This window comes from Opitutus terrae PB90-1 (assembly GCF_000019965.1).
GTDB lineage: Bacteria > Verrucomicrobiota > Verrucomicrobiia > Opitutales > Opitutaceae > Opitutus > Opitutus terrae.
In genome coordinates this window covers 4,551,412-4,563,537 of record NC_010571.1, presented here as the reverse complement: position 1 = coordinate 4,563,537, position 12,126 = coordinate 4,551,412, and the positions used below count along the sequence as shown (strand labels likewise).

At 66.8% G+C, this 12,126-nt stretch carries 9 protein-coding genes; 5 read left to right on the top strand and 4 right to left on the bottom strand.

Translation table 11 applies throughout. From position 1 onward, the window contains the following. Window positions 1–2: 2 nt before the first annotated feature. From OTER_RS17705 to OTER_RS17695, 3 genes are all read right to left on the bottom strand, one after another. Window positions 3–2,495, bottom strand: a complete 2,493-nt coding sequence (locus OTER_RS17705; protein WP_012376311.1) for a TonB-dependent siderophore receptor — start codon at window positions 2,493–2,495, stop codon at window positions 3–5. Window positions 2,496–2,643: 148 nt separating this feature from the next. Next, window positions 2,644–3,690: a FecR family protein gene (locus OTER_RS17700; RefSeq protein WP_012376310.1), complete on the bottom strand. Its 1,047-nt coding sequence runs from the start codon at window positions 3,688–3,690 to the stop codon at window positions 2,644–2,646. Further along, on the bottom strand, window positions 3,687–4,244 hold the full coding sequence (locus OTER_RS17695) for an RNA polymerase sigma factor (protein ID WP_044891861.1): 558 nt from the start codon (window positions 4,242–4,244) through the stop codon (window positions 3,687–3,689). Before OTER_RS17695 ends, OTER_RS17700 begins: the two co-directional genes overlap by 4 nt. A 357-nt stretch (window positions 4,245–4,601) precedes the next feature. On the opposite strand from OTER_RS17695, the gene OTER_RS17690 reads away from it, so the two are divergent. The 3 genes from OTER_RS17690 (at window position 4,602) to OTER_RS26885 (ending at window position 8,820) form a co-directional block, all read left to right on the top strand. Next, complete coding sequence (locus OTER_RS17690) at window positions 4,602–5,063, top strand: hypothetical protein (RefSeq protein WP_012376308.1); 462 nt, start codon at window positions 4,602–4,604, stop codon at window positions 5,061–5,063. Between the two features lie 187 nt (window positions 5,064–5,250). Further along, the gene (locus OTER_RS17685; protein WP_012376307.1) at window positions 5,251–7,209 is read left to right on the top strand and encodes a CHASE2 domain-containing protein; all 1,959 of its coding nucleotides are present in this window, start codon (window positions 5,251–5,253) and stop codon (window positions 7,207–7,209) included. Between the two features lie 252 nt (window positions 7,210–7,461). Further along, entirely contained in the window at window positions 7,462–8,820 is a 1,359-nt protein-coding gene (locus OTER_RS26885; RefSeq protein ID WP_012376306.1) for a FecR family protein, read from the top strand. Between the two features lie 174 nt (window positions 8,821–8,994). On the opposite strand, the gene OTER_RS17675 is transcribed toward OTER_RS26885, so the two are convergent. Then, window positions 8,995–10,023: an HAD family hydrolase gene (locus OTER_RS17675; RefSeq protein ID WP_012376305.1), complete on the bottom strand. Its 1,029-nt coding sequence runs from the start codon at window positions 10,021–10,023 to the stop codon at window positions 8,995–8,997. An 84-nt stretch (window positions 10,024–10,107) separates the two neighbouring features. Between OTER_RS17675 and prfA the strand changes: the two genes are divergently transcribed. After that, window positions 10,108–11,259: a peptide chain release factor 1 gene (prfA, locus tag OTER_RS17670; protein ID WP_012376304.1), complete on the top strand. Its 1,152-nt coding sequence runs from the start codon at window positions 10,108–10,110 to the stop codon at window positions 11,257–11,259. A 1-nt stretch (window position 11,260) separates the two neighbouring features. After that, window positions 11,261–12,115, top strand: coding sequence for a peptide chain release factor N(5)-glutamine methyltransferase (prmC, locus tag OTER_RS17665; RefSeq protein WP_012376303.1), 855 nt, complete (start codon window positions 11,261–11,263; stop codon window positions 12,113–12,115). Window positions 12,116–12,126 lie beyond the last annotated feature (11 nt).

The window sequence follows — 12,126 nt, the reverse complement described above, 5'->3', positions numbered from 1 at the left end:
CCCTAGAACTTCCACGTAACCGACGCCTTCAGGTTGGTGTCCATGCCCGGGACGAGGATGCTCGGGTTGCGTACGCTGGCCTCGTACTCGGTGTTGAAAACGTTGTCGATGTTCAGCGCGTAGCGAAACGCGCCGCGCTCGTAGGCGAGCGCGAGATCCACCAGCGTGAACGGATCGAGCCACCCGTAGACCACGGCGTTGTTGTTGCTGGTGATCGCGCGGCGCGAAAGGTGGCTGAGCCCCAGTCCGAGAGAGAGACCGTCGAGCCGGTCGTTCGTGAATTTGTAGCGCGCCCACAGCCCCAGCGTGCGCTCGGCGACATTGTTGACGGGGTTGATCAGCACGGGCGCGGCGGAGTTCGCCTGCGAGCGCGCGTCGGCGTTCAGGTCGGCGAAGGTGAAAATCAGATCAAGGTTACGAGCGGCCTGAAACGTGATGTCGCCGTCGAATCCGCGCGACGTCTGGCCGGGCACGAGCACGAAGGTCGGCGGCGTAGTTTGCGGAAAAGAGAGGACCGGCACGTTCGCCTGGCTGATGTCGAACCAGGCCAGATTCATCTGCAGCCGGCCGGTGAAGAGGTCGGTCTTGAGGCCGACCTCGTGCTGCTGGCCCAGCTGGCTGGGCAGCACGCGCCCGTTCAGAAAATTCGGCGCGAAGTTTTCGTTGTAGCCGTAAAACACGGCGAGCCCGGGACGGGGTTTGAGCACGACGCCATATTGATGGAGCGCCTGGTTGAGACGGAGCTTGGGCGTCGTCGTGTGAGCGAGCCGGTTTTCGGACCAGGTGCCGGCTCGCACGTGCGAGGCGCCGGCCGAGAGCTGCAGCCGGCCTTCGGCGAGGCTCACGGTCTCGAGCACGAACGCCTTGGCTTGCCGGTTGTTGGTTTTGAGATAGCTGCTGGGCGCGGCGGTGTCGACCGCGACGATGCCGGGAAAATGGAGGTGGTCGGGATCGATCGGACTACTGGTGCCCGCGAAACTCGCGACGATGTCGGGCGCGTCGGCGAGTTCGCCGCCGACGAGAAGCCGGTGGGCGAGCGGCCCGGTGGAGAACGTACTGACGGTATCGAGCTGCAGCTGGTACCGATAGTGCCGGCGATCCTGGGCGGTGGTGCTGCGGGGGATCAGTTGGCCGGGCGCGAACGTCACCGGGATCGAGCTGCCGTTGACCGATTCGATGCGCGCGGCGTTGTTGTAGTTGGCGAAACCGGCGAGCCGCAGCGCGAGATGCTCGTTCAGCCGGTTGGTGTATTCGGCGAAGACGCGATGGACGACGTCCTTTCGCCCGTTGAGCGGTGCCGCTTCGCCGAAGTGTTGCTGCCGCTCGAGCGCGAGCATCCGGCCGGTGCGCTCATCGAACGGCAGTCCGTTGTAGGAGGAAAACCGGTAGAGGAGATAGTTGTATTTGACGGTGAGCCGAGAGGTGGCGCTGAACACGTAGGCGAGCGACGGCGCCAGCGCCAGCCGGTGCGCGTAGGTGCGGTCATACCAGCCGTTGGAATACTGACCGGCCGCGACGAAGCGATAGAGCCATTTGCCGTCGGCGGTGATCGGGCCGCCGAGGTCGAGCTCCGCGCGATGGGCGTCGAACAGCCCGGTCTGCAGCCGGAGCGAGCCGAGGTGATACGAAACCGGCCCCTTGATCACCTTGTTGATGACACCGCCGACCGGGCCGTTGGCCACGAAGATGGCGGAAGGGCCTTTGATGATCTCCAGCCGCTCGATGATCGCGCTTTCGGTGTTCGAATCGGTCTTGCCGCGAAACCCGTCGACGAAGTCGCCGATGTCGGCCGGGCTGGCGAATCCGCGCAGCGTGAACCGGTCGTCGGCGAAGTTGATGTTTCCGGCCTGGCCGCCGCCGACGTATTTCAGCGTATCGATGAGCAGCCCCGGACTGAGATCGTCGAGAAACGCGCGGTTGATCACCTTCACCGACTGCGGCAGGTCGAGCAATTCCACGCCGGTGCGCGTGGTGCTCAGCGCCTCCTTGCCCACGTAGCTGTCGTCGCGGGCGGAGGCGATGGTGAAGGTGGGGAGTCGCACGACCTCGTCGGGCGGGGCGTTGGCGGTGCTGCCCGGCGGGGTGCGCTCGTGGCGGGCCCCGGGGCCCGGCTGGGGAGGCGGATGCGGCGGCGGGCGCGGCTTGCGGGCGCCACGATTGACGACGAGCGCGCGGCTCGGCTCGTCCTGGATCACGTAAAGTTCCGTGCCTTCGAGCATGCGATCGAGGGCCGCGCGGGCGTCGAATTCACCGCGCACTGCGCGCGTCGTGACGCCGCGGACCTTGTCGACGAGAAAGATGACCTGCTCGCCCGACTGCTCGACGAACTGTTTCAGCGTCTGGGCGGCGTCGCCGGCCGGGATCTCGTAGTGCTTGTGCGGGGCGGTCGCCGCGTGCAAGCCGGCCGCGAGCAGCAGCAACCAGCCGAGAATGACTGCGGAACCGAATCGAAACGGACGTGGCCGTCGGGGGTGGGTGAAGGGTGAGGGCGTCATGCGCGACTGGCGGGCGTGGGGGAAAACCAGTCACACGATGAGACGAGCCACGCGTCGCGACGGGCTACGCCGGCCGGTGGGCGTGGGGCGGACTCCAGCGATCGAGCGTAGGCGAAAACTGGCGACAGCGCCATGTCGGCGGCCGGCTTCAGCGAACGCGCCGAAGCACGATGACATCGCCGGCCGGCTCCGCGACGAGTTCGCCATTGCTCGTGAGCAGGCGCACGAAGGCGTCGACATTTTCCGCGCGAAAGCTGCCGCCGACGGGCAGCGATCCGAGCTCGGGATCGGCGAGCGCGAGCTGCACGCGATTGTGCTGGTTGAACCGGGCGATCACCTCGCGCAGCGGCGTTTCGGTGAACACGAGCCGCGGCCGTTGCCAGGCGAGCGCTTCGCTGATGGCGGCGGCGGAAAGCTGCTCGAGCGCGAGAGGCTCCCCGCTGGCGTGACCGACGACGGCGCGCCAGCCGGCGTCGAGCGTGGCGGGAGCGGCGACTGCGCCGGTCGCGGGCGGGTTCCGCGAGCCTGGATGATCGAGCTGAACCCGGCCTTCGGTTACGAGCACCTCGGTCGCGCGGTCGGCGAGTCGGACGTCGAAGGCGGTGCCCACCGCGCGCACGGCGACCTTGTCCGCAGTCACGATGAAGGGCCGCGCGTGATTCTTGGCCACGATGAAGTGGGCTTCGCCGCGCGTGAGCTGGATCCGGCGTTCTTCGGGCCGATAGGCGACGCGCACCTCGCTTTGACCGTTGAGTTCGACCACGGAACCGTCCGACAGCGTGAGCCGCTCGTAGCCGCCGCTGGTCGTGGCGAAGATCTGCGTGGCGCCCGAACCGCCGTTCTGCAGCGAGCGGGGCGCCCACGACCAGAGCGTCCATCCGATGATGACGGCCGCGGCGGCGGCGAGTGCGATCATCGGAAAACGGCGGCGGAAAACTCCTCGCGGTGGCGGCGCGAGCAAATCGCGATCGGGATGAAGGCGCGCGAGCGGACGGTAGCTGCGCAGCTCGTGCAGGGCGCGCCACGTCTGCTCCAGTCGCGCGAAGGCCGCCGCGTGGCGCGAGTCGGCTTCGCGCCAGCGAAAGAACTCGGCGCGTTCGTCGGGCGTGATCCCGCCATCGAGCCGGGCGAGCCAGGCCGCCGCCTCGGCCTCGATGGCTTCCGCTGCGGGAGAAGATGCGCGACGCGTTTTCACGGTTCGGCGATGGGCGCGAGCGGGCCGGGAATCAGTCCGTGCACCTCGAAAAAGTGGGTGCAACGCCGCATGGCTTTGGCGAGCTGTGCCTTGACCGTGTGCTCGGAGATGCGGAGCTCGGCGGCGATTTCCTTGTGCGAGAGTCCATACAGCAGGCGGAGCGTAACGACTTGGCGGCAGCGGTCGGGCAGCAGGCGCACGGCTTCTGCCAGGAGATCGAGCCGTTCCTGGTGATCCGCCGCGTCCGCCGCGTCCGGCCTTTCCTCCAAGACGGACAAGTCGGACAAATCGCCTACCGCGTCGATCGCCACGACCTTCCGGCGCCGGAAGAGGTCGAGCGCCGCATTCCGCGCCGTGGTGAACAGGAAGGCCTTCGCGTAGGTGACCCGACCCGCTTGGCGCGCGCGAATCAGCCGGGCGTAGGATTCTTGGACCACGTCGTCGACATCCGTCAGCGTGGGAAACAACCCCCGCAGATAGGAACGCAGCGAGGATTCGTGCGGCTGCACTTCTTCGGTAAACCAGCGGGCGTGTTCGGATTCGGGTAGACTCACGATGGGGCAGCAACGGGGATCGTCCCGTGCGCGCCAACGTGCCCAGGGCCCCATCGTCCGCGAAATCAGGCTGCGTCTTAAAAAATCGTGTAGCGATCACCCTCGCAACGCACTCGCTCGTCTTAACGCCGATCCGCGGCGGTAGCGTGTGGTGTCGAGCACTGGCAGAAACGCGGAAGTGCACACCCGTCGCAGCTTACCGCTCATCGGCATATCCGCCCCGGCCGGCCCGGCGATGCCTAGGCCGGTCTGACGCGAGGCGTGCATTGTGCAACGACGTCGGGGTTCCCCCGAATTCCCGGGAAAAATTTCCGGCTGCGACGAACCTTTTTGGGCCAGTTTGGGTCAGGAGCGCGCGTGCAACACGTCCGCTTCAACTCCAGGCTGCTTTTCCTGCTGGCGACCCTCTTTGCGGTCGGCTGGGCGGACGACGCGCGCGCGGTCGGGCGCGCCGAGATATTGCGGGCGATCCAGGCGGTGGAGAACCCGCATGATACGTCCCGGCCGGGCAAATATGGCGAGCTGGGGCCGTATCAGTTTCGCCGCAGCACGTGGCGCATGCACACCAAGGCGCCCTTTGCCGAAGCGCTGAATCGCTACGCGGCGGAGGATGTCGCGGTGCGGCATTACGAGTGGTTGAAGCGCGGGTTGCTGCGCAACGGCGTGGCGCCGACCCCGTACATGATTGCGCTGGCGTGGAACGGCGGACTCACCGCGGCGGTGCGCGGACGCGCCTCGGCCTCGGCCCACGACTATGCGTCGCGGGTGAACAATCTGGCCCAGGAGATGAATCGCTCGCGGCTCGTCAGCGTGGAGTAAAGAAAAACGCGGCCGGTTTCCGTAGCGTAGCGTGGCATGGGCGTCTCGCCCATGGCTGTGGCGCGGAGTGCCGTCCACGCGCAGGATGCCCGTGCCGCGTTTCCCAACCTGACTAGCGCCCCGTCAAGCCGGCCGCGGAGAAAAGCGCTTGGTTGTTGCGCGGTGAATTGGCAGGGTCGCCGCGCGAATGAAGACTCCAGCGCTTCATGGTTGGCGGCGGTTCGCCGCGTCTCCGCTGCTGTGCTTTGGCCTGGCGTGGCTGTTGACCCAGCTGGACGTGGTGGAGCGGGTGGAATGGCGCACGCTGGACTGGCGCACGAACGTGCGGGTGCATTTTCAGCCGCCGCCCGATCCGCGGATTGCGGTGGTGTTGTTCGGCGACGCCACGGAGATGAACCTCGTGGCCTGGCCGCCCGACCGGGCGGTGCACGGCGAGTTGATCAATCTGCTGACGTTGGCGAAACCCGCGGCGGTGATCTGGGACGTCATTCTCGATGCGAGTCGGGAAGGCGGCGGCGATGCGGCGATGGCGCGCGCGGCCAACATCGCGCGCCGCAGCGGCGTGAAGGTCGTCACCGCGAGCGTGACGAACCCGGATCCGGCCGAGGCTGGCGCGGAGGCCGAGCGCGGCCCGACCGAACCGCTGCGGCACGTGGAAGGCGAGATCACGCGGCTGCTCGGCGACGCGGACGCGCTCCGGCCGTTTCCCGCGCTGAGGAAGGAAAGCTGGTATGGATTCGCGGATACGCCGGCAGGCGAGGACGGCTTGCGGCGGCGGATTCCGCTGCTGGTGCGGGTGGGCGAGGCGGTTTACCCCTCGCTCGCGTTGCAGGCGCTGCTGACCTACTTCGACGCGCCCGCCGACGCGGTGCGGGTTCGGCTGGGGGACGCGATCTATCTGCCGACGAAAGATCGCGGCGAGCTGCGCGTGCCCATCGCCAGGGACGGACGGTTTCTGCTGAACTACCGGTATGATCAGAACGAGGCGGGCCCGGATTTCCCGACTTATGGCTACGGCGAGTTGATGATCACGTTGACCGATCAGCTGGTGAACAATGTCCCGTCCGTGCGGCCGCCGCCGCGCTTGGACGGACGGATCGTGTTCATCGGCCAGGTGGTGACCGGCAAGGCGGACATCGGGCCGACGCCGCGCAATCCCGCGGCGCCGCTGGTGCTGGTGCACGCGAACGTGGTCAACAACGTGCTGACCGGCGACTATGCACGGGTGGCGCCGGGTTGGGCCGTTTGGCTGGGCGCTCTCTTGGTCGGCTATGGCGGGCTCGCGCTGGGGCTGCGGCGGCCGATCGCCGTCGAGGCCACCTTCACCGTGCTGGTGGTCGCGTGCTATGCGGTGCTCGCGTTTGCGGCGTGGATCAAGTTCAGCCTCTGGCTCCCGCTGCTCGGGCCAATCGGCGGATTTCTGGCGTTGCAGTTCACCGTGATCTTTCGGCGTGCCCTGGCGGAGCAACGTGCCCGGGAACAGGTGAAGCAGATGTTCGGGACCTATTTGTCGCCGGTTCTGCTCGAGAGGATGATGCGATCAGGCCGCAACATCGCGACCGTGAGCAGCGAACGGCGGCCGGTGACGATCCTGTTCTCGGACCTGCGCAATTTCACGAGCCTGACGGAATCGCTCCGCGACGATCTGCTGATTGCGCAGCTCAACGAATATCTCGAGGCGATGGTGGAGTGCATTCACGCGGAGGGGGGCACGCTGCACAAGTTCATCGGCGACGCGGTGATGGCTGTCTGGGGTGATCTGGCGAGCGAAGGCGTGGCGATCGACGCGCAGCGGGCGGCGCGTGCAGCCCTCGCGATGCAGGCCACGCTCGCGCAGCTGAACGCCAAATGGCAGGGCGAACAAAAACCTCCGTTGGCCATGGGCGTCGGGCTGAATCACGGCGTCGTGCTGATCGGCAACATCGGCTCGCCCCGCCGGATGGAGTTTGCTGCCATCGGCGACGCAGTGAATCTCGCTTCGCGGTTGGAGAGTCTGAACAAAGAGCTGCACACGCGGATCCTCGCGGGGGAAAATCTTCAGCCGCTGCTCGCGGAGGCGTTCCAGTTGCGCCCCTGCGGCTCGCTTCCGGTGAAGGGAAAGGCGCAGCCGGTGAGGGTGTTTGAGCTGCTCGGATCTGCGTCATAACACGAGCTGGCAGCGGGGCCCGACGGCGGGGGCAACGGACCTCACTTGGAGGCCCGATTCGGCCGGTTTGCGACGGCTCAGAGGAGAAACTTACGTCATTCCAAGGGCCGCGGCCTGGAGTACCGCGAGGCCCACGCGAAAATATTAGAATGCCTTCGGGAAAAGCCGGATGCGAAAATAGGAATTGCCTCCATCTGACATCAAGAGATACTTCCCGAACTCCCGGTAAGCCGGTTCCGACTCCTCCAGCTTATGAACATCCTGAACAAGCTCACAAAACTTCTGGTTACATCTCTGTTAGCAGGTAGCTTTGCATCCGGCGTGTACGCCTACGAGGCCAAGGTCGTCCGTATGACCGGTGCGGCTGAGGTGCAGCTCCCTGGTGAAGCTGCCGCCAAGCCCGTGACGGCGGGCATGCTTATCCCGCAGGGCGCGGTGATCACCACGTCGGCGAACACGCAGGTTTTCGTCGAGGCAATCCCTGGCGCAGTGGCGGCCATCGAGCCGAACTCCGTCGTCAAGATGGAGAAATTGCACGTGGTCACCCGCGGTACCGAGGTGGCCTCGCAAGAGGCGCTGCTCGACCTCAAGAAGGGCGGCATCGTCTCGACCATCGATCCCGCGCGGAAAGCGATCAACCGTTACGGAGTGCGCACGCCGAAGGGCGTCGCCGCGGCCCGCGGCACGGCTTTCAGCGCCACGGTTTCGGCGGATGGCTTCACGATTGCCTCCACGGCGGACGCGGTGACGTTCACGTCGGCGGACGGCTCCAGCTATTTGATCAGCGCGGGCCAGATCAGCATCACGCCTCCCGGTGGCACTCCGCAGCCGCCGGTATCGCTCGCCTCGGCGATCGCAAGCAATCCGGAAGTGGCCGGGGTAGTGGAAACCGCGGTCACCACGCTCGCCACGGTGGTTCAGAACAATCTTGCCAGTGGCATGTCGGCCGACACGGCCGCGTCCCTCGCGGCGCAGGTAATAAGCGTGGCTGCGACTGCGATCCCGGCGGAAGCGGCCAGCTTCACGACGCAGATCGTCACGGCCGTGACCGCCACAGGTTCCTCGGCGGCGGGTTCCTCCACGGCGGCGGCGGCGGTGACCAGTGCAGCCGCGGCAGCGGCTCCGGCGCAGGCGGCGGCGGTGGCGGCAGCGGCGACGACGGTGGCTCCGACCCAGGCGGCCGCGATCGCCTCGGCGGCGACGACTGCCGCTCCGACGCAAGCGGCGGCGATCGCCTCCTCGGTGACGACCGCGGCTCCGACGCAGGCTGCGACCGTTGCAGCAGCGGTGGTGACGGCGGCGGTCGCACAGGGCCAATCGGCGGCGGTTTCGACTGAGATCGTCGCGGCCGCGGCGGCAGCGTCCGGCACGACGGCGACGGCTCTCCAAACCCAAGTTTCTTCAGCTGACGTTCAACAGGCAGCGTCAACTGCGACGGACACGGCCACGCAGGCGACGCAGCAGGCAACGGAAGTCACGCAAAACGTGACCCAGCCGGCGGCGCCGACGCCCGCCGCGCCGGATGCTCCTCCGGTTGCTCCTCCTCCGCCGCCTCCGATCGTCACGCCGGACCTCCCGCCGGTCAGCGGCTCGGGCCTCCCGGTCGGTTGATGCGAGTTTAGATTGTCCGACTGCCAGCGCGCTGCGAACGACGCAGCGCGCTTTTTTTTGCGCGCGAGCAGTCGTTCGGGGAGGAACAGCCGACCGCCGGCGGCATTTCTGACCACCCGTGGCCCGGGCATCGGCGCGGCGCAGATTCAGCGCTCACGCCAGAGCGCCGACGAGCTACTCGAGAAACGACGCCTGCTTCGGCGCCTTCGCCGCTCGCCGGGCGGCCAGTTCCTCGGCAGTGGCGTTGAGGTGCCGCGGAGGCTTCGAGGCTTTCAGCGCGACGGCCGCCTCGCGGTCGGTGACGATCCGGTCGCAGATCTGGTGGATGTGCATGCGCAGCCACTGCGACGTGCTGCTCTTCTCGGTATAGTCGGCGGGACCGTAGCCGTGGATCCGGCCGGACTGGAGCAGCCGGTCGTTCTGCGCGAACTCTTCCGGTTTGTCCGGATTGTAGACCGCGTAGGCCTTGCCACCATTACTCTTCACCACGGAAAAACTCGGGACATCGCTCGGGCCATCGGCGATGTAGATCATGTTTTGAAACGGCACGCGCCGGTCCTCGGCCGCCATCTTCGAGTTCACGTCGATCGCCGGATCCTTGTTGGTGCCCTTGTTGATCTCGAAGAGCGCGCGAGTCTTGGTGGTGTTGTCGATCACCATCCCGATCTGCGCGATCGCCGCCGCAGCGTCGTCGAGCGGCAGCTCCTTCTGCCGGAGGAAGCCGGGCTGGAGGGGATTTTCAATGAACTCGCACGCCCAGATGCCGTCGAGCCGGCTGGCGATCGCACTGCCGCGGACCATGGGCGCGATGCCGGTGCTCACCACGTAATGCTCCAGCTTGATGTCGTGCTTCTGATACTCGGCGCGTTCGCTCACGAATTTCTTGGCGCGATCGAAAAATTCCGGCAGCCCGGGATAAAAGTGAATCTCGCGGCCGCACTCGTGCAGGATCTTGTTGTTCAGTCCGGCGAGCGGACCGGCCAGCACGTAGGTCAGCAAATGATTGAGATAGCTGATCTCCGGCGAAAGCTTGTAGCCGCGGCGGCGGTAGTGCTCGGCGAGTTTGTTCGTCTCCTCCCAGAACGTGGCCTCGTCGATGCCGTAGCGCCGAAAAAGCGGCGACTGCATATACTCCGGGATTAAGGTCTTGTCGAAATCCCAGATGCACGCGATGGTGTTTTGAGTGAAGAGCGTGGTGGCCATTGCTGATCAGCGACGCTAGGCGGGTGCGCCCGGCGAGACGATGCCGTCAGCGAAGCCGCAAGCGGCGGTCCGCGCAATTCGCAAATGACCGCCCACGCCCTCGAATCCATGGACGAACTTCCCGACCTTGCTCCGTTTCAGCGTCGCCTCGACGAACTCGATGCGCAGATGGCGGAGCCGACGTTTTACGCCAATGCCCGGCGGGCCGCCGAGGTCTCCCGCGAACAGCAGAAGTTGCAGCAACTCGTGGCCGACTATCAGGAGTACGACCGGCTGGGCCGGGAAGCGGCCGAGGCGGCGGCCCTGGGCAAGGATCCCGCGGCGGATCCGGATTTGCGTGAGCTCGCCCAGGCGGAGCTGCCCGAGCTCGAACGGCGCCGCGCCGCGCTGCGGCAGGCCGTGCTGCTGGCGATGATTCCGCCGGACCCGACGGATTCGCGCAACACCGTGATGGAAATCCGGGCCGGAACCGGGGGCGACGAGGCCAGCCTGTTTGCGGCCGACCTGTTTCGGATGTATTCGCGTTATGCCGACGGGCAGGGCTGGAAGATCCAGCCGATGAGCAGCAGCATGTCGGAGCGCGGCGGGTTCAAGGAGGTCATCTTCCTGATCAGCGGCACGGACGTCTACAAGCGCCTGAAATTCGAGAGCGGCGTGCATCGCGTGCAACGCGTGCCGGTCACCGAGGCGAACGGGCGCATTCATACCTCGACGGTCACCGTGGCGGTGCTCCCGGAAGCCGAGGAGGTCGACGTGCAGATCGACCCGCAGGAACTCGAGATCACGGTGACGCGGGCGAGCGGGCCGGGCGGGCAGGGGGTGAACACGACGGATTCGGCGGTGCAGATCGTGCACAAGCCCACGGGGCTGATCGTCACCTGCGCCGATGAACGGTCGCAGATCAAGAACAAGGCGAAAGCGCTGACCGTGCTGCGCTCACGGCTGCTGCAGCGGCGCGAGGAGGAGGAACGCGCGAAATACGCGGCCACGCGCCGCAGCCAGATCGGCTCCGGCGACCGCAGTGAACGGATTCGCACGTACAATTTCCCGCAGAACCGGCTGACCGATCATCGCATCGGGCTCACGCTCTACAATCTGCCGCAGGTCCTCGAGGGCGGCATCGACCCGATCATCGCGGCGCTGCACAAGGCCGATTACGAGGAGAAGCTCGCGGCGCTGACCGGAATCGCCTTGCCCGGCGCGATCCGCCGCGCGGCCGGCGGCGACGACGAGTGACATGCTGACGGTCCTCGAGATCATCAAGAAGACCACGGAATTCTTCGCCGCCCGCGGGCTGGAGCATCCGCGGCTGAATGCCGAATTGCTGGTCGGGCACGGCCTGGGGCTGGGCCGGATGCAACTCTACCTGCAGTTCGAGCGTCCGCTTTCCGAGGCCGAGCTCGAACGGATCCGGCCGCTGGTGCGCCGTCGCGGCCAGCGCGAGCCGCTGCAATACGTGCTCGGGGAAACGGAGTTTTTCGGGCTGAAACTGAAAACGGATCGCCGCGCGCTGATCCCGCGGCCGGAAACGGAGCGGCTGGTCGAGCTGGTGGTGGCCCGTTACGCGGACACCGCGCCCCCGGCGCGCATCCTGGATCTGGGGACGGGCAGCGGCGCGATCGCGCTGGCGCTGGCGAGCCGGTTCACCGACGCCCAGGTCACCGGGTTGGACCACAGCGAGGACGCGCTCGCGCTGGCCGCCGAAAACGCGGCCGCGACCGGACTGCCGTCGCGCGTCACTTGGTTGCAGTCGGACTGGTATGCGGGGTTGCCGGACGGCGCGGCGTTCGAGCTGATCGTGGCCAATCCGCCCTATCTTTCCGCCGAAGAAACGGCGCAAACCCAGCCAGAGGTGCGCGAGCACGAGCCGCACCTCGCACTCACCTCGGGCGGACCGGATGGGCTGGCCGACCTGCGCAAAATCCTGGCGGGCGCGACGCAGTTTCTCGCCGCCGGCGGATTGATCGCACTCGAGACCGGAATCGCGCAGCATCCGGCCTTGTGCGCGCTGGCGCGCGAGGCCGGATTCAATCAGGTCGAATCGCTGCCCGATTTGACCGGGCGCGATCGCTACGTGATCGCGCACCGCTGAGGGCGCGCGGG

Bases quoted from the DNA above. Each gene is read 5' to 3' on its own strand.
- OTER_RS17705 (WP_012376311.1), bottom strand. From the start codon at position 2,495: ATGACGCCCTCACCCTTCACCCACCCCCGACGGCCACGTCCGTTTCGA.
- OTER_RS17685 (WP_012376307.1), top strand. From the start codon at position 5,251: ATGAAGACTCCAGCGCTTCATGGTTGGCGGCGGTTCGCCGCGTCTCCG.
- OTER_RS26885 (WP_012376306.1), top strand. From the start codon at position 7,462: ATGAACATCCTGAACAAGCTCACAAAACTTCTGGTTACATCTCTGTTA.
- OTER_RS17675 (WP_012376305.1), bottom strand. From the start codon at position 10,023: ATGGCCACCACGCTCTTCACTCAAAACACCATCGCGTGCATCTGGGAT.
- prfA (WP_012376304.1), top strand. From the start codon at position 10,108: ATGACCGCCCACGCCCTCGAATCCATGGACGAACTTCCCGACCTTGCT.
- prmC (WP_012376303.1), top strand. From the start codon at position 11,261: ATGCTGACGGTCCTCGAGATCATCAAGAAGACCACGGAATTCTTCGCC.